General features: G+C 69.4%; 22 protein-coding genes. 16 read left to right on the top strand and 6 right to left on the bottom strand.

Annotated elements, in window-relative coordinates; genetic code table 11:
- Nucleotides 1-90: 90 nt before the first annotated feature.
- The 7 genes from dapB to O3I_RS30430 all read left to right on the top strand — a co-directional run bounded on the left by dapB (nucleotide 91) and on the right by O3I_RS30430 (nucleotide 6,269).
- Nucleotides 91-837 carry a 4-hydroxy-tetrahydrodipicolinate reductase gene (gene dapB / locus O3I_RS30460; RefSeq protein ID WP_014986868.1) on the top strand — a complete coding sequence of 249 codons (747 nt, stop codon included), beginning with the start codon at nucleotides 91-93 and terminating at the stop codon, nucleotides 835-837.
- 31 nt (nucleotides 838-868) lie between these two features.
- Nucleotides 869-1,372, top strand: coding sequence for a hypothetical protein (locus tag O3I_RS30455; RefSeq protein ID WP_014986867.1), 504 nt, complete (start codon nucleotides 869-871; stop codon nucleotides 1,370-1,372).
- Between the two features lie 26 nt (nucleotides 1,373-1,398).
- A complete protein-coding gene (locus O3I_RS30450) occupies nucleotides 1,399-1,854 on the top strand; it encodes a flavodoxin family protein (RefSeq protein ID WP_014986866.1) in 456 nt (151 codons plus the stop codon).
- Between the two features lie 168 nt (nucleotides 1,855-2,022).
- Nucleotides 2,023-2,712, top strand: coding sequence for a response regulator transcription factor (locus O3I_RS30445; protein WP_014986865.1), 690 nt, complete (start codon nucleotides 2,023-2,025; stop codon nucleotides 2,710-2,712).
- Complete coding sequence (locus tag O3I_RS30440) at nucleotides 2,676-3,998, top strand: ATP-binding protein (RefSeq protein ID WP_235211064.1); 1,323 nt, start codon at nucleotides 2,676-2,678, stop codon at nucleotides 3,996-3,998. Before O3I_RS30445 ends, O3I_RS30440 begins: the two co-directional genes overlap by 37 nt.
- On the top strand, nucleotides 3,991-5,010 hold the full coding sequence (locus tag O3I_RS30435; protein WP_014986863.1) for a hypothetical protein: 1,020 nt from the start codon (nucleotides 3,991-3,993) through the stop codon (nucleotides 5,008-5,010). The genes O3I_RS30440 and O3I_RS30435 overlap by 8 nt, the downstream gene beginning before the upstream one ends.
- A gap of 59 nt (nucleotides 5,011-5,069) precedes the next feature.
- The gene (locus tag O3I_RS30430; RefSeq protein ID WP_014986862.1) at nucleotides 5,070-6,269 is read left to right on the top strand and encodes a winged helix-turn-helix domain-containing protein; all 1,200 of its coding nucleotides are present in this window, start codon (nucleotides 5,070-5,072) and stop codon (nucleotides 6,267-6,269) included.
- A gap of 9 nt (nucleotides 6,270-6,278) precedes the next feature.
- Here the strand turns inward: O3I_RS30430 and O3I_RS30425 are convergent, their stop codons facing one another.
- Nucleotides 6,279-6,722: a hypothetical protein gene (locus O3I_RS30425; protein ID WP_014986861.1), complete on the bottom strand. Its 444-nt coding sequence runs from the start codon at nucleotides 6,720-6,722 to the stop codon at nucleotides 6,279-6,281.
- A 147-nt stretch (nucleotides 6,723-6,869) separates the two neighbouring features.
- Here O3I_RS30425 and dapA point away from each other — a divergent pair, with 147 nt between their 5' ends.
- Nucleotides 6,870-7,778, top strand: a complete 909-nt coding sequence (dapA, locus tag O3I_RS30420) for a 4-hydroxy-tetrahydrodipicolinate synthase (protein WP_014986860.1) — start codon at nucleotides 6,870-6,872, stop codon at nucleotides 7,776-7,778.
- A gap of 73 nt (nucleotides 7,779-7,851) precedes the next feature.
- Nucleotides 7,852-9,897: a ribonuclease J gene (locus tag O3I_RS30415; protein WP_041562970.1), complete on the top strand. Its 2,046-nt coding sequence runs from the start codon at nucleotides 7,852-7,854 to the stop codon at nucleotides 9,895-9,897.
- A 77-nt stretch (nucleotides 9,898-9,974) separates the two neighbouring features.
- On the opposite strand, the gene O3I_RS30410 is transcribed toward O3I_RS30415, so the two are convergent.
- Together O3I_RS30410 and O3I_RS30405 are read right to left on the bottom strand one after the other, a co-directional pair.
- Nucleotides 9,975-10,541: a hypothetical protein gene (locus O3I_RS30410; RefSeq protein WP_014986858.1), complete on the bottom strand. Its 567-nt coding sequence runs from the start codon at nucleotides 10,539-10,541 to the stop codon at nucleotides 9,975-9,977.
- Nucleotides 10,542-10,556: 15 nt separating this feature from the next.
- Nucleotides 10,557-10,910, bottom strand: a complete 354-nt coding sequence (locus tag O3I_RS30405) for a DUF4189 domain-containing protein (protein WP_014986857.1) — start codon at nucleotides 10,908-10,910, stop codon at nucleotides 10,557-10,559.
- Between the two features lie 209 nt (nucleotides 10,911-11,119).
- Between O3I_RS30405 and O3I_RS30400 the strand changes: the two genes are divergently transcribed.
- The 4 genes from O3I_RS30400 (at nucleotide 11,120) to O3I_RS30385 (ending at nucleotide 17,020) form a co-directional block, all read left to right on the top strand.
- A complete protein-coding gene (locus tag O3I_RS30400) occupies nucleotides 11,120-11,743 on the top strand; it encodes a TIGR03085 family metal-binding protein (RefSeq protein ID WP_041562969.1) in 624 nt (207 codons plus the stop codon).
- A 166-nt stretch (nucleotides 11,744-11,909) separates the two neighbouring features.
- On the top strand, nucleotides 11,910-14,492 hold the full coding sequence (locus tag O3I_RS30395) for a DNA translocase FtsK (protein ID WP_041562968.1): 2,583 nt from the start codon (nucleotides 11,910-11,912) through the stop codon (nucleotides 14,490-14,492).
- Between the two features lie 43 nt (nucleotides 14,493-14,535).
- Complete coding sequence (locus O3I_RS30390; protein WP_014986853.1) at nucleotides 14,536-16,422, top strand: ABC transporter ATP-binding protein; 1,887 nt, start codon at nucleotides 14,536-14,538, stop codon at nucleotides 16,420-16,422.
- A 19-nt stretch (nucleotides 16,423-16,441) separates the two neighbouring features.
- A complete protein-coding gene (locus tag O3I_RS30385; protein ID WP_014986852.1) occupies nucleotides 16,442-17,020 on the top strand; it encodes a hypothetical protein in 579 nt (192 codons plus the stop codon).
- Nucleotides 17,021-17,064: 44 nt separating this feature from the next.
- On the opposite strand, the gene O3I_RS30380 is transcribed toward O3I_RS30385, so the two are convergent.
- Complete coding sequence (locus O3I_RS30380; protein WP_014986851.1) at nucleotides 17,065-17,631, bottom strand: CGNR zinc finger domain-containing protein; 567 nt, start codon at nucleotides 17,629-17,631, stop codon at nucleotides 17,065-17,067.
- Nucleotides 17,632-17,751: 120 nt separating this feature from the next.
- Here O3I_RS30380 and O3I_RS30375 point away from each other — a divergent pair, with 120 nt between their 5' ends.
- Both O3I_RS30375 and O3I_RS30370 read left to right on the top strand, forming a co-directional pair.
- A complete protein-coding gene (locus O3I_RS30375) occupies nucleotides 17,752-18,240 on the top strand; it encodes a YkgB family protein (protein ID WP_014986850.1) in 489 nt (162 codons plus the stop codon).
- Nucleotides 18,241-18,447: 207 nt separating this feature from the next.
- The gene (locus O3I_RS30370) at nucleotides 18,448-19,203 is read left to right on the top strand and encodes an alpha/beta fold hydrolase (protein ID WP_014986849.1); all 756 of its coding nucleotides are present in this window, start codon (nucleotides 18,448-18,450) and stop codon (nucleotides 19,201-19,203) included.
- Between the two features lie 28 nt (nucleotides 19,204-19,231).
- On the opposite strand, the gene O3I_RS30365 is transcribed toward O3I_RS30370, so the two are convergent.
- Entirely contained in the window at nucleotides 19,232-23,038 is a 3,807-nt protein-coding gene (locus O3I_RS30365) for a WD40 repeat domain-containing protein (RefSeq protein ID WP_014986848.1), read from the bottom strand.
- Between the two features lie 390 nt (nucleotides 23,039-23,428).
- Here O3I_RS30365 and O3I_RS30360 point away from each other — a divergent pair, with 390 nt between their 5' ends.
- Entirely contained in the window at nucleotides 23,429-24,460 is a 1,032-nt protein-coding gene (locus O3I_RS30360; RefSeq protein WP_014986847.1) for an AraC family transcriptional regulator, read from the top strand.
- On the opposite strand, the gene O3I_RS30355 is transcribed toward O3I_RS30360, so the two are convergent.
- Nucleotides 24,461-25,192: a DsbA family protein gene (locus O3I_RS30355; RefSeq protein ID WP_081594185.1), complete on the bottom strand. Its 732-nt coding sequence runs from the start codon at nucleotides 25,190-25,192 to the stop codon at nucleotides 24,461-24,463.
- Nucleotides 25,193-25,310: the final 118 nt, after the last annotated feature.

Raw genomic sequence — 25,310 nt, 5'->3', positions numbered from 1 at the left:
CATGTAGCAATGTAAATCACAGAGGTCAGCGGATCGGCGCGGCGACCAGGTCGATAGGCTGACACCGACGACTAGGACTGAGGAGATGTGGTGACCATTCGGGTCGGAGTGCTGGGAGCGCGCGGCAAAGTCGGACAGGCCATCTGTGCGGCCGTGGAAGCGGCCGACGACCTGGAGCTGGTCGCGGCCGTCGACAAAGACGACGCGCTCGACACCTTCACCGCGGCGAACACACAGGTGGTCGTCGACTTCACGCACCCCGACGTGGTGATGGACAATCTGAAGTTCCTGGTGGGCAACGGCATCCACGCGGTGGTCGGCACCACCGGCTTCGACGCGGCCCGCCTCGACGAGGTGCGCGGCTGGCTCGCCGACCGGCCCGAGACCGGTGTGCTGATCGCCCCGAACTTCGCCATCGGCGCCGTGCTGTCCATGCGCTTCGCCGAACAGGCCGCACGGTTCTTCGAATCCGTCGAGGTGATCGAGTTGCATCACCCGAACAAGGCCGACGCGCCCTCCGGCACCGCCTACCGCACCGCCGGGCTGATCGCCGCGGCCCGGGAGCAGGCGGGCGTGGGTCGTAGTCCCGACGCCACCAGCACCGAGCTCGACGGGGCGCGCGGCGCCGACGTCGACGGCGTGCGGGTGCACTCGGTGCGCCTGGCCGGACTCGTCGCCCACCAGGAGGTGCTGTTCGGCACCCAGGGCGAGACCCTCACCATCCGGCACGACTCCATCGACCGCTCGTCCTTCGCGCCGGGCGTGCTGCTCGGGGTCCGGGAGATCGCCGGCCGTCCGGGACTGACCGTCGGCCTCGACCCCTTCCTCGACCTGTGAACATGCACGTGCACGGCGTCAGGGTGTCCCGGTGAACGCCGCGGCTGCCGACGGGGACAAACAGAACCGCGATGTGGTCAAGGTGGTCGCGTTCCTCGCGGTCCTGGTCGTCGTCCTCGTCTTCTATTTCGTGCTGCTCGGCCGAATCGCGTTCAGCCTCATCGCCTCCGGCGAGATCGCCGCGATCCTGATCGGGGTCGGCGTGTTGATCCTGCCGCTGGTCGGCGTCTGGATCGTCACGGCGACCGTGCGGGCCGCGCTGGCCCACCAGCACCTGGCCCGGCGCATGCACGACGAGGGGCGTGAACTCGACATCAGCGAGCTGCCGCGCCGCCCCTCCGGCCGGATCGAACGCGCCGCCGCCGACGAGCTGTTCAACCAGGTCAAAACGGAATGGGAAGCCGATCCCGACAACTGGCGCGTGTCGTATCGGCTGGCCCGCGCCTATGACTACGCGGGAGACCGCGGGCGGGCCCGCGACACCATGCGCCGCGCCGTCGCGCTGGAACGACTCGAACGCGAACAGCGGGCCTAGCCCCCGGACGCGGATAGGCTCGTCGAGTGCCGCAGTTGCTGATCGTTCATCACACGCCGTCCCCGCACATGCAGGCGATGTTCGAGGCGGTGGTGTCGGGCGCGACCGACCCGGAGATCGAAGGGGTCGACGTGGTGCGCCGCGCCGCATTGGGGGTGACCGCTTCGGACGTGCTCGCGGCGGACGGCTATCTGCTCGGCAGTCCGGCGAACCTCGGATATATGTCGGGCGCACTGAAACACGCCTTCGATACGTTCTATTATCCGTGCCTGGATTCCACCGGGGGCAGGCCGTTCGGTTTCTATCTGCACGGCAACGAAGGCACCGAGGGCGCCGAACGCGGCGTGACGAGTATCACCACCGGACTCGGCTGGACGCTTGCTGCCGCGCCCGTAATCGTCTCCGGGCCACCGGGAAAGGACGACCTCCAGCGGTGCTGGGAACTGGGTGCGACCATTGCCGCCCAGCTTATGGACGTATGACAGATTTTTTCTCCGAAGTAGCTGGCGATGACAATACCTGCCGGTAGTCGGCGCGAATGCGGCCCCGATTTCTAGTGTCTGACCATTCCGAGCGCGCGACCTGCATACTGACAGAACGTTGTCGCGGTGGGGATGTGAACGAGTTTGCTCGGGAATGGAGAATTTCAGGTGACGTTGGCCGAAGGGGGCGAAAACGTGTCGCGCCGGATCGGAGTGGTCGAAGACCATGAATCAGTCGCGATCGGGCTGGCCGCCATGCTGGCGCCGGAACCCGATCTCGATTTGGTGCTGACCGCCGGTACGGTGCCGGAACTGCTGGCCGCCGCGCAGAATCTGCCGCAACTCGACCTGGTCATGCTCGATCTGCGACTGGCCGACGGGTCGAACCCCGAGGACAACGTGCGCACCCTGCGCGACCGCCTCGGGATCGAGGTGCTGATCTTCACCGGCGCCGACAACGCGTTCCTGGTGCGTTCCGCGGCCCGGGCCGGCGTGCTCGGCGTGGTGCGCAAGTCCGAGGACGTGCAGACCGTGGTCGCTGCTGTGCGCCGCGCGGCCTCCGGCGAGCAGGTGGTGACCACCGACTGGGCCGCCGCTATCGACGGTGACCCGCAACTGTCCGATCTCCGCCTGAGCCCGCGACAGCAAGAGGTGCTCACGCTTTACGCGTCGGGTGAGAAAGCCTCCCGCGTCGCGCGGCTGACCGGCCTGTCCGAGCAGACGGTCAACGACTACCTCGGTCGCATCCGGCAGAAGTACGCCGACGCGGGACGCCCGGCGCCGACCAAGACCGACCTGTACAAGCGGGCGGTGGAGGACGGGTGGCTACCGGTGCCCGAGCGGAACTCGCGCACATGACGGTGTCCAGCATGCTGGACACCTCGACGAATTCCCGCTCTGTCTCGCTCGGCCGTTCCGGCCCGAGCCGTTGGCGCCGTGGCATCGTGGCGGCGTCCAAACAGAGTGCGTACGAGGGCGCGTCCGACCGCATCCTGCGGCGCTTCGGCTTGGCGATCGGCATCGCGGGCGTGATCGTCGCGGTGGTGGAGCTGCCGGAGATCGCGGGGCAGAGCCGGTTTCTCGATGCCGGCTGGACCATCGTCACGATGGTGCTCGCCTTCGGGCTGTTCCCGGTGCTCGCCGTGGTGTCGATCAGCCTGAGCAGACAGATGATTCAGCTCGTCGCCGGTGCGGCCGCGGTGAGCTTCCTCGCGGCGCTCGTGGTGATCCCGCTCTCGTATCCACATCCCGCGCCGGACGTGAGTTCGGTCTGGTTGTACCGGGTGCTCGCGCTCGGCGTGCTCGCGGCCGTGCTCGCCTGGCGGCCGCTGCCCGCCGTCACGTATCTGGTGGTCGGCTCCGCGGTGGCGTCGCTGTCGAACGGACTGGTGGTGCCGCACACCACGCCGCTGGTGTGGGCGGGTGACTTCGTTCGTGCGGCGGGACTGTGCGCGCTGTTCCTGTGGTGCGCGATCTACGCCAAGGCGGCGGCCGACCGGGTGGATCGGGAGTCGGCGATCGAGAGCAGGCGCGCGGCCGCCGTCGCCGGCGCCGCGGCGCGCGATCGGGAACGGGCCCGCTTCGCCGCGCTGATCCACGATGCCGTGCTGTCCACGCTGCTCGACGCGTCCCGCGCGGGCACCGATTCGCCGGTGCTGCGCAGGCAGGCCGAGCAGACCCTCGAACAGCTCGACGAATGCCGGGTCGGCGAGGTGGAACCGAATCGTTTGGACGCGCAGTCGGCCACCGGCTTCCTGCGCTCGGCCGTGCACGAGGTGAACGCGGGCATCCGCTTCACCGCGCGGCGCTGGTCCGGCTTCGACGACCTGCGGCTGCCCGTGGACGCCGCGGGCACCATCGCCGCCGCGCTCACCGAGGCGGTGCGCAACAGCCTGCGGCACGCCACCGTGCCGGGCCGCGAGGTGCAGCGCACGGTGACGGTGACCATCAGCGCGGGCGGCATCCGGGTCGTATTCCGGGACGACGGAGCGGGTTTCGACATGAGCCAGGTGCCCGCCGATCGGCTCGGCATCTCGGTGAGCATCCTGGGCCGGATGCGTCAGCTCGCCGGTGGCGCGGGCTTCGTGGAATCGCAGCCGGGGGAGGGCACCACGGTGACCCTGGTGTGGGGCAGCGATGGCTGACACCGACGCCGAATTCGGCCTGCGCGATCTGCTCGGGCTGCGGGATCCGGCGGCGGGACTGTTCCTGCTGATCCTGCAGGCCACCATCGTGCTGTACATGGTGCGCAATTTCAGCGAGTCGCCGCTGATTCCGGCGGCCGCGGCGCTGGCGCTGCTGGCCGCCGCAGGCGTGCTGGTGCTGGTGATTCCGGTGGATCCGCTGCCGTGGCCGGCGACCGTGTTCGTGGCGGCGTCCGGCCCGCTGGCGACCTTGCTCACCTCGTTCGAGGTGGAGCAGAACTGGTCCAAGCAGGTGTGGACGGCGTTCGCGTCGTCCTATGTGCTGGCGGTGCTGGTGCTGCGCGGCAGGCTCGGCGCGGCCTGGCTCGGAGTCGGCGGTGTCGCGGTCGTGATCGCGACCGTCGGCGTGCTCAACGGGGTGCGCGGCGGGGTGATCGCCGGGGCGATCGTGCCCATCTCGACGGTGGCGGGGGTATCGCTGTTCGCGCTGATCATGCGGCCCACCCAGCGCTCGCTGCGGCTGTTGCGGGAGGAATCGACGATGCGCGCCGCCGCCGAGGCGACGATGGCCGCCGAGAACGGCGAACGCGACCGCCAGCTGGCCCGGCTCGACAAGGTAGCCCGGCCGATCCTGGAGCGCATCGCCGACGGCGTCGAACTCACCGCCGCCGAACGCGAACAGTGCAGGCTGCTGGAAGCCGAACTGCGGGACGGACTGCGGGCCCCGCAACTGGTCACCGACGAGCTCAGCAGTGCCGCGCGCGGCGCGCGTTCGCGCGGGGTCGAGGTGGTGCTGCTCGACGACGGCGGCTTCGCCGGGGTGCCGCGCTGGGTCCGGCAACAGGTGATCGAGGCCGCGACAAAGGAATTGGACGCCGCCAACGCGGGGTCGGTCACCGTGCGCGTGCTGCCGATGGGCCGCCGCATTCTCGCCACCATCCTCGCCAACGCCCCCGAACAGGACCGCCGCACCGAGATCGACGCCGCGGGCAGCATCAAGGTCTCCACCTAGGACCTCGAGACCGGGCTGGGCCTGGCGAAGTTGTCGGTGGGGCATGGCATTGTTCGGGTATGCGGAAGATCAGTGCGGGGGCGGCTCGGCGGATAGCGCTGGGCGCGCAGGGTTTCGCGGCGCGCAAGCCCGCCCGGGCCACCCGCCGCGCGGTGCTCGGGGTGCTGGACAGAACGCAAGTGCTGCAACTGGATTCGGTGTCGGCGGTGGTCCGCGCGCACTATGCGCCGGTGTTCAGCCGGATCGGCGCCTACGACCGGTCGCTGCTCGACGAGGCGGCCTGGCGCGACAGCGCGCGCCGTCCGCGGCGCCTGGTGGAGTACTGGGCGCACGAGGCGGCCCTGATCCCGGTCGAGGACTGGCCCCTGATGCGCTGGCGGATGGCGCAATTCGCGCGCGGCCGCTGGGCGGGCGTGCGCAAGGTGGTCGACCGCAACCCCACGCTCGGGCGCGACATCCTGGATGTGATCCGCGAGGTCGGCGCGTGTACCGCGGGTGAGGTCGAGCGGCACCTCGAACTCGACAAGCCCCGTGCCAAGGGTTCCTGGTGGAATCTCAGCGACACCAAGATGATCTGTGAGCAGTTGTTCGCGGCGGGGGAGTTGTCGGTGGGCAAGCGCGTCGCCTTCGCCCGGCACTACGACCTGACCGAGCGGGTGATCCCGCCGGATGTGCTGGCGCGCACCGTCGCCGAGGAAGACGCGATCCGCGAGCTGGTACTGCGCGCGGCCACCGCGCACGGCATCGGCACCGAGACCGACCTCCGCGATTACTACCGGCTGCACCGCAAGCAGACCGAGCCGGCCATTGCCGACCTGATCGACGCGGGCGAACTGGCCGAGGTCGCGGTGGACGGCTGGGACAAGCCCGGCTACCTGCGGGCCGGCACCCCGATGCCGCGCCGGATCGAAGGGTCGGCGCTGCTGTGCCCGTTCGACCCGCTGATCTTCTTCCGCCCGCGCACCGAGCGGCTCTTCGATTTCCACTATCGGATCGAGATCTACACCCCGGAACCCAAACGGGTACACGGTTATTACGTCTTCCCGTTCCTGTTGAACGGTGAGCTGGTCGGCCGGGTCGACCTGCGCGCCGAACGCGCGGCCGGCCGGCTGTCCGTCCCGGCCGCCTTCGCCGAGCCCGGGCACGACACCCCGGCGACCGCGTTCGCGCTCACCGAGGCGTTGCGCGAGATGGCCGACTGGCTCGAGCTCGACAAGGTGGTCATCGGCGATCGAGGCAATCTTGCGCCGCTGCTCTAGCGAACAGGCTCAGGAGTCGCGCTTGGGGCCGTAGCCGCGCATTTGGTCGCGCAGCGCGCCGGAAACCGCGCTGGACAGCCAGGAATTGAGCGACTGACCGCTCTGCGCGGCCGCCTCCTCTGCACGGGACTTCATCTGTTCGACGAGGCGCAGCGTGACGCGGCTGATGTCGCCGGTCATCTCCTCGAAGCTCGGATGGTCGTCGGCGGACGACGTCTTGCGCAGGTCGACCTTGGCGTCGGTGCCGTCGAAGGACAGGTGCACGCTGCGATCGCCCAGTTCGGTACTGATCTCGGCGGCGAGGTCGGACAGCGCGGCAAGCAACACCAATCGCGCCGAACTCTCCGTAGCCGCGGCCAACGCCGCCGCGGTGGCCTGGGTTTTCTCGTCACCGAGGGCGGCGGCGGCGATCAGGTCCGTGCGCAGGCGAGCGGTGTACTTGTTCAGATCCATGACATCAGTGTGACGCCATATGTGATGTCCGGCAAGGACGGGATTGACATCACTCTGACGGAATGGGAGCGGGATCACCCGGCTGGCCGGTCCGTTCGGAGACGACGGTGTCGAGGGCGTTATCCCGACCGGGTAGCCTTTCTGACCATGACGAACGGTAATTCGACGCAAAGCGAGCTGAGTGCGTCCGGCACAGTTGGTGTCGCGATGGTGACTCCCTTCAGTGCCGACGGCAAGCTCGACGTCGATGCCGGAGTCGCCCTCGCGTCCCACTTGATCGATCGCGGTGTCGATCTGCTCGCGATCTCCGGGACCACGGGCGAATCACCGACCACCACCGAATCGGAGAAGGCGGATCTGCTGCGCGCCGTCGTCGACGCGGTCGGCACCCGCGCCACCGTGATCGCGGGCGCGGGCACCTACGACACCGCCCACTCGATCGAATTGGCGCGCAACGCGCAACGCGCCGGCGCCCACGGCCTGCTCGTGGTCACGCCCTATTACTCGCGTCCCTCGCAGGAGGGTCTGCTCGCGCACTTCACCGCGGTCGCCGATGCCACCGACCTGCCGGTCACCCTGTACGACATTCCGCCGCGCTCGGTGGTGCCGATCGCCACGGACACCCTGCGCCGCCTGGCCGAGCATCCGCGGATCGTCGCGGTGAAGGACGCCAAGGGCGATATCAACGCGGGCGCCGACCTGATCGCGAACACCGGTCTGGCCTTCTATTCCGGCGACGACACGCTGAACCTGCCCTGGCTCTCGGTCGGCGCGACCGGATTCATCAGCGTCATCGGGCATCTGGTGCCCGAGCGGCTGCGCGAGCTGCTGACCGCCTACACCGCCGGTGACGTGGTGCGCGCCCGCGATATCAACGCGAGCCTGGTGCCGTTGAACGCCGCGATGTTCCGCCTGGGCGGTGTCGCGATGAGCAAGGCGGGTCTGCACCTGCTCGGCATCGAGGTGGGTGAGCCGCGGTTACCGCAATTGATGCCGTCACCGGAACAACTCGAGGTCCTGGCCGCTGATCTGCGGGTGGCGGGGGTGCTCGCATGAACGAGCGAAGCGAGCGAATCATGTCACAGCGTGCATCGCGCATGTCGGAACCGAGCGTCAGCGAGGTGCAGGCATGAGTGACCCGCTAGCTCGTCGTCCGCGTCGTACTGCCAGCCGGGCCGCCGGTGCCCCCGCGCCGGTGCCGCCGCCCGCGCCGGTCGAAAAGCCCGCCGCGGCACCGGAAGTCACCGAGGTGGTCGAGGTGACCGAGGTGGTCGCCGAGAAGTCGGTGCGTACCGGCGACGCCGAACGGACCGAGCGTTCGGCCGCTGTGCAGGCGACGCAGGCGAAGAAGTCCGCCCCGGCGAAGAAGGCGGCCCGCGCCGAGGCGCCGCAGAACAATCAGCAGGCCAAGAAGTCCGGTCGCGGTCGTCAGCAGTCCGGTCGCGGGCGCGGCGAACAGTCGGCGCCGCAGCAGGACCCGCGGGCCGTCACGCCCGCGCACGACCGGCTCGGCACGCCGCCGAAGCTGCCGAAGAACGGCCTGCGCGTCTTCGCGCTCGGCGGGATCGGCGAAATCGGCCGGAACATGACCGTTTTCGAGTACGGCGGCAAGCTGCTCATCGTCGACTGCGGTGTGCTGTTCCCCGAGGACCAGCAGCCGGGTGTCGACCTGATCCTGCCCGATTTCCGGCCCATCGAGCATCGGATGGCCGATGTGGTGGCCGTGGTGCTCACGCACGGCCATGAGGATCACATCGGCGCGGTGCCGTTCCTGCTGCGGCTGCGCTCCGATATTCCGGTGGTCGGCTCCAAGTTCACCCTCGCGCTGGTCGCGGCGAAGTGCCGGGAGCACCGGCAGCAGCCGAAGCTGGTCGAGGTCGTCGAGGGTCAGCACACCGATCACGGACCGTTCGCCTGCGAGTTCTTCGCCGTGAACCACTCCATCCCGGACGCGCTGGCCGTCGCCATCCGCACCCCGGCCGGTGTGGCGCTGCACACCGGCGATATCAAGCTCGACCAGCTGCCGCTCGACGGCAGGCTCACCGACCTGGCCGGCTTCTCCCGGCTCGGCGACGAGGGCGTCGACCTGTTCCTGGTGGACTCCACCAATGCCGAGGTGCCCGGCTTCGTCACGCCGGAGCGGGAGATCGGCGGCGTGCTCGACACGGTGATCGGCAAGGCGCGCAACCGGGTGATCGTCGCGTCCTTCGCCAGCCACGTGCACCGCATCCAGCAAGTGGTCGATGTCGCGCAGAAGTACGGCAGGCGGGTGTGTTTCGTCGGCCGCTCGATGGTCCGCAACATGCAGATCGCGCAGGATCTGGGCTATCTGACCGTGCCGGACAACATCGTCGTGGAACTCGACCAGGCCGCGACACTGCCCGGCGATCGGCTGGTGCTGATCTCCACCGGTTCGCAGGGTGAGCCGCTCTCGGCACTGTCCCGGATGGCGCGCGGCGACCACCGGCAGATCAACATCCGCCAGGACGACCTGGTGGTGCTGGCCTCCTCGCTCATCCCGGGTAACGAGAACTCGGTGTTCGCCGTGGTCAACGGCCTGGCCAGGCTCGGCGCCACGGTGATCACGCAGCAGAACGCCAAGGTGCACGTCTCCGGACACGCCTCCGCCGGTGAGCTGCTGTACCTGTACAACGCGGTGCGGCCGACGAACGCCATGCCGGTGCACGGCGAATGGCGGCATCTGCGCGCCAACGCCGCGCTCGCCATCGCGACCGGCGTGCCGGAGGACCGGGTCATGCTCGCCGAGGACGGCGTGGTCGTGGATCTGGTCGACGGCATCGCGAGCATCGTCGGGCGGGTACCGGTCGGGCACGTGTACGTCGACGGTCTGTCGGTCGGCGATGTCGGCGAGTCGACGCTGTCGGATCGCCTGGTGCTCGGCGAGGGCGGTTTCATCTCGATCACCGTCGCGATCGACGAGACCACCGGCAAAGCGGTCAGCCCGCCCGAACTCAGCGGTCGCGGCTTCTCCGACGATCCGACGGCGCTGTCGGACGCGGCTCAACTCGTCGAGGCCGAGCTGCTGCGCCTGGCGACCGAGGGCGTCACCGATACGCATCGGATCGCGCAGAGCGTGCGGCGCGTGGTCGGGCGCTGGGTGGCCGACACCTACCGCCGCCGCCCGATGATCGTGCCGACCGTTATCGGCGTCTGACCCCGAACACCGAAAAGCGCCGGTTGCCTTGGCAACCGGCGCTTTTCGTCGTGGCTCAGTTCATTCCCGGGACCAGCTCATTCCTGGCAGGCCGCGGATTCGATCTTCGCGCTCTTCACGATGTTGCACGCGAAGGTGTGATCGACCTTCCATTCGCCGCCTTCGGAGACGAAGGAGATGAACGCGTTGTCGACCGGCGAGCCGCCGATGGTGACCTTGGCGTCGGCCTTCACCTTGCCGTCCTGCGGTTCCTGAACGTTGGTGACCTCGACCTTGACGTCCTGCTTCTTGGCGGCGTCGACCAGGTTGGCGACCAGGTACGGATCCTGCTCGGCGGCCTGGATCCAGCTGATCTTCTCCTTGTTCGGCACAGCGGGATCGAACGCCTTGGTGAGACGGTCGTTGAGCTGCTGCACCGACGGCTTGGCCAGGGCGGGCGAGGACGGCGTGGTCGGCGCGGAGCCGGTCTCCTTCTCGCCCTTGTCACTGCCGCCCTGCAGTTCCCCCGGCTGCGTGTCGGCGTTGGCGCTGGTGCTCGGCGACGCGTCCTTCTTGTCGTCGTTACCCGAGGCACAGGCGGTGAGTGTGCACGCGGCGGCGGTCAGCACGACGGCCACGGCGGTGCGGAAAGTGCGATGCTTCACGATGTTTCCCCTGAATCAGCCGTGGTTGGACGTGCAGTTCCAGTGCACGATATAGGCGTCGGAGTTGTTGTAGGACAAAGCCTTGCTCTGCGCGGACCGGCGCGAGGCAGCGTACGCCCAGCTGTAGTTGCCGGTCCGGTTCGAGTACGCCACGGCCCCACACCCGTTGGCGAACCACACCACGGTCTCGCAGTCGCTCGCTCCGCAGCTGCGTACCGCCCGCGCCTGCGCGGACGAGGAATCCGGGTAATCGTAGGAGTACCCGATCAACCCGGTAGACGTCGACAACGCGATCGCACCGTAGTTGTACGGCTTGGCTTGCGCGGCGGGCGCGCTGATAGCCAGCGCGCAACCTGTCGCCGCGATCACGGCCGCACCAGTAAGAAACTTCTTCACAGGGAATTTGCCCTTCTTCGTTTCAAGAGTCCACGACCCGATGGACCGAGTGACAAGGTACATAGCGAACACTCATTGCGCTACCCAGGAATTCGGGGGTTCGGCGTGTCCCAAATCAGAAATAGGTCCGATTCGAAATGGGTGGGGTCTCGGCTGCGGGGAATGGTCGGTATGTTCAGCGGATGAGCATGGCGCAGCGCGAACGGCAGCAGTTGGTGCAGGCGATGGCGGCTGCCGGGCCGGAGGCGCCGACGCTGTGCGGCTCGTGGACGGTGCGCGACCTCGCCGCCCATCTGGTGGTGCGCGAGCGCAGACCGGACGCGGCGCCGGGCATCCTGCTGAAGCCGTTGGCCGGGTATCTCGAAGGGGTACAGGCGAAAGCGGCCCGCAAACCGTTCCCAGAACTGCTCGACGAGGTGCGCACCGGGCCGCCGTGGTGGTCGCCGCTGCGTCCGGTGGACGCGATCGTGAATCTGTCCGAGATGTTCGTGCACCACGAGGACGTGCGCCGCGGCGCGCCCGGCTGGACGCCGCGCGAGCTGCCCGCCGCCGACGAGGCCGCGCTGTGGGCGCTGGTGCGCCGCATGGCCGTCCGCTCCTATCGCAAGGCGCCGGTGCGGGTCGTGCTCGCCACGCCGGACGGCGAGCGGGCGACGGCCGGTGCGAAATCGGGCGGCGAGGTGACGTTGACCGGCAAACCGTCGGAACTGCTGCTGCACGCGTTCGGTCGCGACCAGGTGCGATTGGCGACGACCGGCGAGCCGGAGGCGGTCCGCGCCGTGCTGGGCACGGACCGCTCGATCTGATCGGACCCACTCGTCCGACACGCGCAAGCAGGCGCTGAGCGGGGGTTGTGTCCGGCCGTCCGCCATCGCCGCCGACCTGGGCATCCGCACAGTTACGTGCCGTTGTGGCGCGGGGTACCAGTGTTGCGGATGGTCTGGATGGTGCGTTTGCGGCTAGCCTTGACCCATGGCAGGTAAGTCCCGCAGCACCACGACTACTCGGGCGCGGGCGGGATCGGCGCGGGGCAGGACCACCACGGCACGGACCCGTTCGGCGACACCCCGCGGCACGGCCGCGCCGCGCGGGCGCAGGCAACCCGCCCGCCGACCGGCCCGGCGCGCGTCGAACACGGCGCCGCTCGCGGTGTTCAGCCGGGGGATCAGCAGCGGGTGGAACATGCTCGCGCGCGGCCTCGGCGCCACCACCAGGGCGGTCAGCCGGGCGGGCGAGATCGAGCACGGGCACCGTCGCGACGGTGTCGCGCTGGCACTGATCGCGTTGAGCGCGGTGATCGCCGCCGCGGTGTGGTTGTCCGCCGGCGGCCCGGTGGGGCACTGGGTCGGCGAGGCCATCCGCGCGGTCTCCGGGTCCGCGTCGGCGGGGCTGCCGTTCGTGGCGACCGCGATCGCCGTCGTGCTCATGCGCACCGAGGCCCGGCCGGAGATCCGGCCGCGACTGGTGCTCGGCGGGCTGCTGGTCGGCCTGCCGGTACTCGGACTGTGGCACGTCATCGCCGGCGCCCCGACCGATCCGCACGGGCGTGCGCACGCCGCGGGTTTCGTCGGCTTCGTGGTCGGCGGCCCGCTCACCGACGGGCTCACCGCCTGGCTCTCGGTTCCGATCCTGTTGCTGGCCATCGTGTTCGGTGTGCTGCTGCTCACCGGGACCACGGTCCGCGAGGTCCCCGCCAAACTGCGCGAGTACTTCGGCACCGGCAGCGGCGGCGACGAATACGGGGACTACGACGGCGAATACGACCCCGCGAAGTACGACGCGGACGGCTTCCCGCTGCACACGACCCGGTCGAAGCGGCGGGGCCGCACACCGGCCGAGAACTATCCCGCCGACGAGTTCGGTGACGGCGACGCGGTGACCGAGGTGCTCGGCGAACCTCCGCTGCGCGACGCGAAGCCGATCGTCACCGAGGAGCCGCCCGCGCCGCCGAAGCCGAAGAAGCAACGCCCGGCCAAGGTGGTCGAGGTCGAGGTCGAGGACCAGACCCCGCCGCCGCCGAAACAACTGGAGTTCGTCACCGACCGCGAGGTCGAGGGCGACTACACGCTGCCGCCGCTCAGTCTGCTGACCGATGGCGATCCGCCCAAGAAGCGCAGTGCCGCCAACGAATCGATGATCGAGGCGATCACCGAGGTGCTGGTGCAGTTCAAGATCGACGCGGCGGTCACCGGCTTCGTGCGTGGCCCGACGGTCACCCGCTACGAGGTCGAGCTCGGCCCGGGCGTCAAGGTCGAGAAGATCACCGCGCTGGCCCGCAACATCGCGTATGCCGTTGCCACGGAGAACGTCCGGCTGCTCGCGCCGATCCCCGGCAAGTCCGCGGTCGGCATCGAGGTGCCCAACGCCGACCGGGAACTGGTCCGCCTCGCCGACGTGCTCAAGGCGCCGTCGACCCGAAACGACCACCACCCCTTGGTGATCGGCCTCGGCAAGAACATCGAGGGCGACTATCTCGCGGCGAACCTGGCCAAGATGCCGCACCTGCTGGTGGCCGGTTCCACCGGCTCGGGTAAGTCCAGCTTCGTGAACTCGATGCTGGTCTCGCTGCTGCACCGGGCCACGCCGGAGGAGGTCAGGATGATCCTGATCGACCCGAAGATGGTGGAACTCACCCCGTACGAGGGCATTCCGCACCTGATCACGCCCATCATCACCCAGCCGAAGAAGGCCGCCGCCGCGCTGGCCTGGCTGGTGGAGGAGATGGAACAGCGCTATCAGGACATGCAGGCCAACAAGGTTCGCCACATCGACGACTTCAACAAGAAGGTGAAGTCGGGCGCGATCACCGCACCGCTCGGCAGCGAACGGGTGTACCGGCCCTACCCGTACATCCTCGCCATCGTCGACGAACTCGCCGACCTGATGATGACCGCGCCGCGCGACGTCGAGGACGCGATCGTGCGGATCACCCAAAAGGCCCGTGCCGCAGGCATACACCTGGTGCTGGCCACCCAGCGGCCCTCGGTCGACGTGGTCACCGGCTTGATCAAGACCAACGTGCCGTCCCGGTTGGCCTTCGCCACTTCGTCTCTGACGGATTCGCGGGTCATCCTGGACCAGCCGGGCGCGGAGAAACTGATCGGCATGGGCGACGGCCTGTTCCTGCCGATGGGCGCGAACAAGCCCACCCGCCTGCAGGGCGCGTTCATCAGCGACGAGGAGATCCACGCCGTCGTCGATTTCGCCAAGAACCAGGCCGAACCCGAATACCAGGACGGCGTCACCGCCGCGAAGGCGGGCGAGAAGAAGGACGTCGATCCCGATATCGGCGACGACCTGGAGGTCTTCATCCAGGCGGTGGAACTGGTCGTCACCTCGCAGTTCGGCTCCACCTCGATGTTGCAGCGCAAGCTGCGCGTCGGCTTCGCCAAGGCGGGGCGCCTGATGGACCTGATGGAAACCCGAGGCGTCGTCGGGCCGAGCGAAGGTTCCAAGGCGCGCGACGTGCTGATCAAGCCGGACGAGTTGGACGGCCTGCTGTGGACCATTCGCGGGGGTGGCGACGAGCCGCCGCCGGACGAGGACGCCGGCTGAAATTCGGTTGAGGTTTGCGGCCACGTCGGTACCGTCGAGCAGCATGGTGTCCGATGACGTGGCCGTGGACCCGTCCGCGGATCCCTGGAGCGCGCACGACGCGACCGTGGCCGCCACCGGTTTCTGGGCGATGGCCCGGCAGCTGCCCACGACCTTCGCGCAGGTGCTGCGCGAGTGCTGGCAGGTGAGCCGGCTCGACACCGCCGCGCTGGTGGTGAGCAGCCTGCTCGCCGAGATCGGTACGGCGGTCGGGCTTTTGGCCACCACCGCGGTGCTCGAACGCTTGCTCGCGGCGGGCCCGACGCCCGACCGGGTCCGCGCCGCGGCGCCCGCGCTGCTGCTGATCGCCGCGACGCTCCTGCTCCGTGGCGCCCTGCGCGAGGCCGCGACCTGGGTGAAGTCCCGGATCGACCCGCAGTTGCGCCGCAGCTTGCGCACCCGGCTGCTGCGGTTGACGACCGACGTCGAATTGGTGGCCTTCGACGACGACGTCTTCCAGAACACGCTGCACCGCATCCGGGAGCGCGCCCCGCACGCGGTCTCGGGCTTGGTCGACGGTGTGCTGCGCCTGATCTCCGGGGTGATCGGTGTCGTCATGGTGACGGGCGTGCTGGGCGTGCTGCACCCGATCCTGGTGCCGCTGTTGGTGATCGCGCTCGTCCCGACGTGGTGGGCGGCCGTCCGCGGGGCCCGGATGGGCTACGAGATGTATGCCGCGACCAGCGGCGCCGAACGCCGGATGGAGACCCTGACCGATCTGATGGCGGATCGTCTCCCCGCCGCCGAGATCCGCGCCTACACCATGCGGACGTTCCTGCTCGCGGAATTCGACCGCCTGGCCCATTTCGTGCAGGGCAAGGCCTTGCGGCTCGAGCGCGAACAGGCGGGCGTTCGCGCGCTCGGGGCGACTCTCGCCGGGCTCGCGATGGGCGTGGTGTATCTGGCGCTCGGCCTGCTGCTCTTCGCGGCCGTCCTGCCGCTGGCCGTGGCGGGCACCGCGGTGGTCGCCCTGCGCACCGCGACGACGGCACTGCGCGAGCTGGTCGAAAGCATGAACTGGAGTTACGAGAACGCGCTGTTCTACCGGGACTACCTCGACTTCTGTGCCGAAGCGCAACGGCGACAGGAACGTTGCGGTGGGACGGCGGTGGGTACGGACGTGGACCGCATCGTTGCCCGGGATCTCACCTTCACCTACCCGAATGCCGAGTGGCCTGCCTTGCGCGGGCTCAGCATGCGAATCGAACCCGGCGAGATCATCGCCATCGTGGGCGAGAACGGTTCCGGCAAAACGACACTCGCCAAGATTCTCAGCGGCCTGTACCAACCCGACTCCGGCACAGTCACTTACGGCGGCGTGCGGCTGCAGGACATCGACTTGCGGCTGCTGCGGGACCGAATCGCGGTGGTGGCGCAGAACTTCACGCACTGGCCCTTCTCGGCTCGGCAGAACATCACCATCGGCCGCCACGATCACCCGGAATCGGCGGCCGCGTTCGACGCGGCGGCGCGGGCCGCGGGGGCCGATGCGGTGCTGGCCGGTCTGTCCAGCGGGCCGGACACCTTGCTCGACCCCACCTATCAGGGCGGGGTCGAGCTGTCCGGCGGGCAGTGGCAGCGGATCGCGGTGGCGCGCGGCCTGTACCGGGACGCCCCGCTGCTGATCTGCGACGAACCGACCGCGGCCTTGGACGCGCGCACCGAGCACGCCGTCTTCGAGACGATCCGCACGCACGCCGCGCAGCGCACGGTCGTGCTCATCACGCATCGGCTGGCCAGCGTGCGCTACGCCGATCGGATCTATGTCCTCGAACACGGCCGGGTGGCCGAGCACGGCAATCACGACGAACTCATGGCCCGCGGCGGCCTCTACCATGAGTTCTACTCTTTGCAGGCGCAGGCCTACCAAGCGCCGGAGACGGTGGAATAGCGATGGATCGGACAGTGACATGCTGATCGAGAAACAACGCTGGGCCGGTATCCAGGACGGTTCGGTCACCGTGCTGTTCCGGCGGTGGCGGCACCGGCAGGCCACGGCGGGGAAGATCTACCGCACCGCCGCGGGCCGAATCATGGTGGAGCAAGCCGAGATCGTGGCCCCGTCGCGCATCCGGGCCGGGGACGCGCGCGCCGCCGGCTACCCGACGATCGCGCAGGTGCTCGCGGATCTGCGTGGTGCGCCGGAAGATCCGATCTACCTGCTGCGCATCCGGCTGGTCGAAGACCCGGACCCGCGCACGGAGCTGGCGAACACCGCCGAACTGTCCGAAGCGGACGTCGCCGCGATCACCACGCGGCTGGCTCGCCTGGACGCGTCCAGCCCGGTCGGCCCGTGGACCCTCGCGACGCTGCGGCTCATCGAGGAGCTGCCCGCCACCCGTGCCCCCGATCTCGCCGCGCGGTTGGGCCGGGAAGCGGATCGATTCAAAGTCGATGTGCGCAAGCTCAAGGCGCTCGGACTGACTCTGAGTCTCGAAGTCGGTTACCGGATTTCCCCGCGCGGCAGCGCCTACCTGCACGCTCGCTGAACCCGTCGCGGGTACGAAACCGCTTGCTTCCCAGCGTGATCCGGCTAGTCCGCGCGTTCGGCGGTGCGTACCCGCTCGCGCCAGGTCCGGTTCTTCGCGCGGTTGCCGCAGTTGGTCATGTCGCACCAGCGGCGCGAGCGGTTGCGTGAGGTGTCGAAATACGCCCAGCGGCAGTCCCGGGCCGCGCAGGATTTGAGCCGGGTCCAGTCGCCCGCAGCGCGCGCGGTGAAATAGGTGTGCGCGATGTCGGCGATGACATCGCGGGCCGGGGCCGTGTCGGTAGCGGACAGCTGCGGTCCCCGGTGGTCGTCACCGAGCGTGACCACCATCGGCACGGACGCCAATATCGTTGCCGCACCGCGTAATACCTCGGCATCGGGATCCTGCGCGTTGTTCGCCGCCGCCAGCTCGCGCAGCCCTTCGCGCAGCTCCCGCAATGCCAGCAGCTCATCCGGCGTGACGGACAGTTCCGTGCCGTCGCTGCCCAGCCAGCCGGCGAGCCAGCCGGGTGCGCGCTCGTCGGTCAGCACATCGTCCCCGTCGGGGCAGTGCCGCGTATTGATGAACGCCACCAGCCGTTCCGCCGTCTCGGGCGGACCTTCCCTCGTCATGAGACCAGTGTACCCACTTGACTGGTCACGGTGAGCCGGGCCACAATGACCAGTGTTCCGATTTAGCCGGTCACTTCCGGATGGCGGAACAACCGTATTACCGAAAGCAGGGAGCATGACATGTCCACCATCACCCGGACCCCGACGTTCGATCGAGTGACCGCACTACCGCAGCTGGGCGCGGCGATCAGTCGCTACGGCCTCGCACTGGTCATCCTCTGGATCGGTGCGATGAAGTTCTTTTCTTTTGAGGCACAAGGCATTCAGCCGCTGATCGCGAGTTCGCCGCTGATGTCCTGGCTCTACGATTTCCTGAGCGTCGACGCGCTCTCCGCGGTGATCGGCGTGGTCGAGGTGGTGATCGGACTCCTGATCGTCGCCTGGCGGTTCGCGCCACGCGCGGCCTTGCTCGGCAGCCTGGGGGCGGTGCTCCTGTTCCTGACCACGCTGAGCTTCATGCTCACCAGCCCCGGTGTCTGGCAGCCGGGTTACGGTTTCCCGTTCCTCGGTGCGGGCGGCGGCTTTCTACTGAAGGACCTGGTGCTGCTCGGCGTCTCGGTGGTCACCGCGGGCGAGGCCCTGACCCTGGTGCGAGCCCGGCGTCAGTGACCGGCGGAGCGGGTCCAGGCGATTACGTCATGCGGGGCGTCAGGTGACGGATGTGGCGGTGCGGGTGGCCGACGGACAGTGGAACCCGCACCACCGCACCGTCTCTCGAAGGGATACCGACATGGCCGACCTCCGACGTCCCCACCGCGCCGCCCGGGCGATCGCGGCGCTCACGGCCGGGCTCGCCGCCTGCGCACTCGCCGTCGCGTGCACCGCGAGCACCACCACGCCGGACCCACCGAGGACGCGCCGAAGCCGACCGTCGTGCTGGTGCACGGCGCGTTCGCGGACGGCTCGAGCTGGAACGACGTCGTCGACCGGCTGCGCAAGGACGGCTATCCCGTTGTCGCGGCGGCGAATCCGCTGCGCGGGCCCGCCGCCGACGCCACGTCGCTGCGCGGCTTGATCAGCCATATCGCCGGGCCCGTGGTCCTGGTCGGGCACTCCTACGGCGGCTCGGTGATCAGTACCGCCGCGGCCGGGAACGATCAGGTGCGGGCGCTGGTGTACGTGGCGGCGTTCCTGCCCGCGCCGGGGGAGACCGCGCTCGGGCTCACCGGCAAGTTCCCCGGCTCCACCCTCGCCGGCGCGCTGGACCCGGTCCCGTTCACCGACCTCGACGGCCGCACGGCCACCGATCTCTACATTCGGCAGGACCGGTTCCGCGACCAGTTCGCCGCCGATGTGCCCGCCGACCGCGCGGCGCTGGCCGCCGCGGCGCAACGCCCGATCGTCGAGTCCGCGCTCGGCGAACCGGCCACCGTCGCCGCCTGGACCAACAAGCCCAGCTGGGATGTGGTCACCACACAGGACCTGAACATTCCCGTTGCGGCGCAACGGTTCATGGCCGAACGGGCGCGCGCCCACGTCACCGAGGTAGCCGCGTCGCACTCGGTCGCCGTCTCCCACCCCGATGTGGTCGCCGAGGTGATCGAGCGCGCCGCACGCAACGAAGACCACTGAGTGTGCTGCGCCGAGGACTGCGGATTCCTCAGCGGCACAGGTCGATACCGGAGTAGGACACCGTCGAACCGCCGGAATCGAGGGGTTCCGGCGCGACCGGGATCGTGCGGCACAGTTCATCCGCCACCACCGCGGGATCGGTGACCCAGCGTTCGGAGGCCAGGTTGGCGACGCCGAACAGTCGTTTGTCGTCGGCCCGGTCGAAGCGCACGAACCAGCGCGCGCCGATATCCGAGGAGATCGAGCGGCCCAGCGCCCGCGGTCGTGCGGGATCGCTGACATCCCACAGCCGGACGGATTGGTCCGCACCCGCGGTCGCGAGGCGGCGGCCGGTGTGGTCGAGTGACAGATCCGCGACCGCGGCAGTGTGCACGGCGGCGATCTGCGCCGACTCGCTCGGGCGGCTCAGATCCCACGATCGGATGGTGCCGTCGTCGGCGGCGCTGAACAGGTGCCGCGCGTCGTTCCCGAAAGCCAGTGTGGTGACCGGGCCTTCGTGTCCGGTCAAGGTGGTGCGCAGCACCGGCCGGTCTCGATCGCGGATGTCCCACAGATAGATCGCGGCATCGCCGGACCCGGTGGCGACCAGCGTGCCGTCTCGGGACACCGCGAGGGATCGGAACGAGCGGCGGCTCTGCGACGTCGCGGTGCCCAGCGGCCGCGGGGCCGCCGGATCGCCGACCGCCCAGAGGCGGATCGAGTAGTCGTCGTCACCGGTGACGAGGACCTGCCCGTCCGGCGTGTACTGGGCGCCGGTGAAGTACCGGGTGCGGGTGCGCAACGGTGCGCCGACCGGGATCGGCCGGGCCGGGTCGGCCGAACTCCACAGCTGCACGGCACCGCCGTCGGCATCCGCGACGGCCAAGCCCGCGCCGTCGGCTCTGATATCGACCCGGACGCCGTGACCGAGGCCGGGCGCGGCCGGTACATCGGCGGCAAGCACGACCTGATCGGGCCCGACCAGCCACACCTGGAACCGCCCGTCCTCCCCGGCGGTGACCAGCCGCGAACCTGCCGCATCGAGTTCCACCGAGGTGAACGGCGCTTCGGTGGTCACCGGGATGTCCGCGGGCGGGCGCGTCCACAGGTGGATCCGGCCATCGCCGCCGGCGGAGATGAGGTGCACGCTCGCGGTCACCCCGAGACCGGAGATGGCGCCGCGATTACCGCCGATCGGGCGGCCGATCGGCACGAAACCGCCGGCGGTCAGCTGCCACAGCAGGACGGTGCCGTCGGCGGCCCCGGAGGCCAGCAGGCCGAGCGGGCCGAACAGGAGTGCGTCGACGGACGCGGTGTGCATGGTCTGCGGGACGCCGAATTCGCGTGGCGCCGTGCGGTCGGCGAGCGACCACAGCCGCACGGCACCGTTCGCGGCCCCGACCGCGAGCAGATCGCCCGGCCCGATCGCCAAGGCATGCACGGCGCTGTTCGCCGGGGGCAAGGGCGCACCGAGTGGACCGAGACGGGTGGGATCGGCGATATCCCAGAGTCGAACGGTGCCGTCGTCGCCACCGCTCGCGAGCAGCGACCCGCCCGCGTCGGTGGCCAGATTCCGGATCGCGTCGGTGTGCGCGGGCAGCCGCTCCCGCAGGATCGGCTCGGCGGGGTCGGTGACGTCCACCAGCGACAGCTCGCCGTTCTCACCGGCGACGACGATCGCACGCCCCTGCGCCGCGAAAACCACCGACAGGGCAGGTGTTCCGATATCGAGCGTGCCGAGGACGCGCACCCGGGCCGGATCCCGGACATCCCACAGCCGAACCGCCTGGTCGTAGCCGACACTGACGAGCAGGCCACCGTCCGGCCCGAACGCCACCGCGGCGACCGCGCGCTCATGTCCGCCGAGCCCGTCACCGAGCGCCACCGCCTGGTCGTCGTCGCCCACCGTCCACAGGCGGACCTGGGTGTCGTCGCCGGCGCTGGCGATCAACCGCCGCTCGGCGAAATACGCGAGCCCGTTGATCTTTCCCGCGTGCCGCTGGGCGGACGCGCGGATCACGGGATAGGCCTGGGTGGACAGCAGACGGGCCTGCGTGTCCGGGTTGCCCGGGCGGATTCGATAGGCGGCCAAGGCCATTCGCGCGGATTCCGTCGGATCGAAACTCGCGATGCGCTGCGATTCGTGGATCAGCGCGGCGACCGCGGCGTCGGTGCGTTCGTGGGTGACCACGCGATACTGCGAGATCGCCACCGTCGCCGCGAGCAGCGCGACGACCACGAGCAGGACGGCCGCCGTGCGCAAGAATCTGCGCCGGGCCGAGGCGGCCGCGACCTGACGTCGTGATCGCGCGACGAACTCCCGGGCGGTCCGGTTGATCGAACCGCCGTTGCCGGTCACCACGTCGACGGTTTCCAGCCGCTCGGCGTCGTACAGCAGCGTGTCCGGGGTGCCCTGGTCGAGCCAGGTCCGCGCGTCGTCCTCGATCCGGTGGCGTGCCGGGCCGAATTCCTTTTCCGCGTCGACCCATTCGGCCATCCGCGGCCATACCCGGGGGACCGCGTCGTGCAGCAGTTCGATCTCGCCGTCGTGCACGAGCACGATCCGGGCATCGACCAGGTGCGCGATCACCCGTTCGGCCAACCGGGGATCGACGGCCTCCTCGACCACGCGGCGCAGGGGAAGGCGATCGCGGGTCACCGAGCGTGGGCCGATGATGATCAGCGTCAGCAGCACTGCGCGTGCGGCGACCTCCTCCTCGGCGCTCAGCTGGGACCAGGCCCGTTCGGCGGTGGCGGCCACCGAGCCCGCCATTTCCCCCGCCTCGCGGTACGCCTCGAGTGTGAGCGTGCGACCGCGGCGGCGCGCCCACGTCGCGTCGAGCACGTGCGAAAGCAGGGGCAGTAGTGCGGCTTTGCCGTCGCCGGACGTCGCGGTGTCCAGATCGTGCAGCACGACGTCGACGAGCGCGGGCTCGACCTTGACGCCGCAGGCGAGCGCGGGCCGCACGATCACGTCCCGCAATTCCGCCTCGGTCATCGCGCCGACGATGACCGAGGCGTCCTTCATCGCCGCGGCCAGTAGCGGGTACTGGATGACGTCGTTGAAGAAGTCGGAGCGGATCGCCATGACGGTGGTGACCTTGCGCCGCGCGTCCGGTGCGCTGATCCGGCCGAGTTCGTCGAGGAATGCACGGCGGGCGTCCTCGGTGCACCGGGTGAACAGCTCCTCGCCCTGGTCGATGAGCAACAGCACCTCGTCGTCCGGTCCGGTCGCGTCGAGCGCGGCCCGCAGCGCTTCGGCCGGACGAGTGCCCGGGGCGATCAAGACCGGCGCCCGCGCCCCCGCGTCGGCCTGGAGGCCCGCGGCCAGCAGGGATGATTTGCCCGCGCCCGAGACACCGATCAGCAGGACCAGCCTCGGCAGTTCGCCGTCGTCCGTGACCGCGGTGATCGCATCCACGACGGATTCACGAACACTGTCGCGACCGAAATACAGGTCCGCGTCCTCGGTGCGATAGGGCGAGAGTCCGCGATACGGCGGGTGATCGGGTTCGCGAACCACTAGCGCGGTTCGGTTCTGGTCGGCTTTCGCCGCCTGCCAGGCAGCACGCCAGTGCGCCGGATCGAGCAGGGTGCGGTCCAGATCGGCTGACTGCGTGCGCTTTTTCGCGTCGCCGATCAGCACGGCGAGGGTCGGCAGTACCGTCTCGAAGGTGGCGGGCAGCCGGGCGCCGCGTCGCCAATCGCTGATTCGCTGGACGGTGACCGGGCTACTGCCGGGCGCGGTTCGCAGGTTCGCGCGGCGCACCACCGACTTGACCGGTGGCGCACCGGCGAGTTCGAACAGCGCGGCCAGTCGTTCGGCGAAATGCCGGCGCGCACTCGCTGCCTCCACGCACCCTCCTGAATGAATCGGCGGCACCGCGTCAGACCTTCCGGCGACCGGACGAGCCCGAACGTAGCAGCCGTTTCGCGTGGCAGCGCGAATTTCGCGCACCTGTCCGGCACGGATCCCCCTTTGTCCGCGCACACCCCGGTGCGGCCCGAGCCGGTCCGGCGAGAGCGGCACGCCACAGATCGCCGCCAAGCGGAAGTGCCGCCGGAATGTCAACCGGTACCAGGTAACAACCGGATCAAGTTAATCCGCTCGGGATAATCGGCGAGGGTAGTTGACCTGCGCCTTCTTGAAAATAGCTGAATGTTTGCTTGAGGTTGGTCGCGCTTGCGGACAGGATCGGTTCCGCCGTCTGGCGAAGCGTCGGCCATACCGAAGGAGTCGTCCGGAATGGACAGGTTCGATCCCCAGTTCAGCGCGGCCGATATCGCGCCGAACGTGCTCGTCCGACTGTGCGCGTACGCCGCCGAGCGGCAAGTCGACGCCGAACCGTGGTTCCTGGGCACGGGGGTGCTGCCGAGTCGGCTGGACGCCCCGGAGATGCGCGTGTCCTACCGGCAGGCGATCACGATCATCCGCCGCGCGGTGCGGGCCATGCCGGACGGTCCGCACGGGCTCGCCATCGGCGCCCGCAATCCGATCGTGGGTTTCGGCATCCTCGGCTTCGCGATGCGGTCCTGCCGGACCGTCGCCGACGCGGCGCAGCTGGCGAACGACATGCCCCGGCTGGCGGGCTGCCTGACCGATTTCGAGGTCGAGCGCCGCGGCGCGGCGGCGGCCGTCCGCGTCGTGCAACGCGTGCCCGACCCGGAGGCGCGGCGCTTTCTCACCGAGCAGGCGATGGCCGCGGCGTGCGCGTTCGGCCGGTCGCTGCTGAACCAGGACTTCGAGAGCAGCATGATCCGGTTGGCCTATCCCGAACCCCGGTACGCCGCGGACTACCCGCGGTTCTTCCGCTGCCCGGTCGAATTCGACTGCGCCGTCAGCGAGATCGTGTTTCCGGCGGAGCTGTTCGCGCGCCCCATCCCGACCTACAGCGAAGCCAACCTGGCCTTCGCGATCGACGCGTGCCGACGCGCGGAAGGCATCGAGCTGGTGCGGCACGACATCGTCGCCTCGGTCGAGACCATCCTGGGCCGAAACCTGCGCCGCGCGATGTCTATGGCGGAGGTGGCCGCGCGACTGCTGGTCACCGAGCGCACCCTGCGCAGGCGTCTGCACGACGCCGGCGAGAAGTTCAGCGATATCCGCGACCGCGTCCGGCAGCGGCGCGCGCACTATCTGATCGAGGAGACCGGGATGACCATCGCCCAGATCGCGACCGAGACGGGCTACAGCGATGCCCGCGAATTCCGCCGGGCGTATGTGCGGTGGAACGGTGAGCCGCCGAGCCGGACGCGCCGGTCGGCCGGTGCCGCATAGTCAGCGCGCCGCGGCGACGGCGGCGTCGATGCCCGCCGGGGTCAGATTGCCGACCTCGGTGGCGCCGATGCGCACGGTCGGTGCGTGAGTCACGTTGTCCGCGATCGCCTTCCGGGTCTGGTCCGCCACGAACGCGCCGTAGCGGCGGGTCGTGACGCACTCGCTCAGTGCGGGCGTCGCCGGGATACCTGCCCCGATGGCGAGGTCGATCAATTCCTGGTCACCGAGACCCGCGGAGTTCTCGGCCGGTACTCGATTCAGCACGGCCCGGCGCCAAGCGGGCCATCTGGTTTTGTCGGCGGCCGCGACGCAGGCGCTCGCGTTGGCCGCGCGGCTCGAGTAGGCCGTGGTGGAGCTGCGATCGCGGATCGCGATCAGGCGGTAATCGACGGCGATCTCGTCCCGATCGGTCAGCGCGGTGAGGACGGGGCCCGAGACCGACTCGAGCGTCCGGCACAGCGCGCACTGCGCATCCTCGGTCACCGTGATGACGATCGCGGCGTTCGGACTGCCGATCCGCACCATCCCGTCCGGTGTGAGCACCGGCGGACCGGCGACCGCCGCCGCCGCGACGGCCGCGTCCCTGTCGCGCGCCCGGACCTGGGTGACCAAGCCGACGACGACCAGCGCGATCAACAGCAACACCAACGCGCACGCCGAGATTCGGCCCGCGGGGCCGACTTTGTCCATGTGCTCCGGCCGGAAGGAAACGAGTGTGCGTGACCTGCGCATCGATAGCTCCAGAATTTTCGGCCAAGCAGGCCGCGAACTGTGTCATTGTGACGATTTCTGCAAACTAGCAACAGTAACGCTAATGTACCAAATGGTCCCATGAATTCCGTTCTACGCG

Source organism: Nocardia brasiliensis ATCC 700358 (assembly GCF_000250675.2).
Lineage (GTDB): Bacteria > Actinomycetota > Actinomycetes > Mycobacteriales > Mycobacteriaceae > Nocardia > Nocardia brasiliensis_B.
Note: the sequence above shows the minus strand (reverse complement) of the source record. Positions and strands in the feature narration are given on the sequence as shown.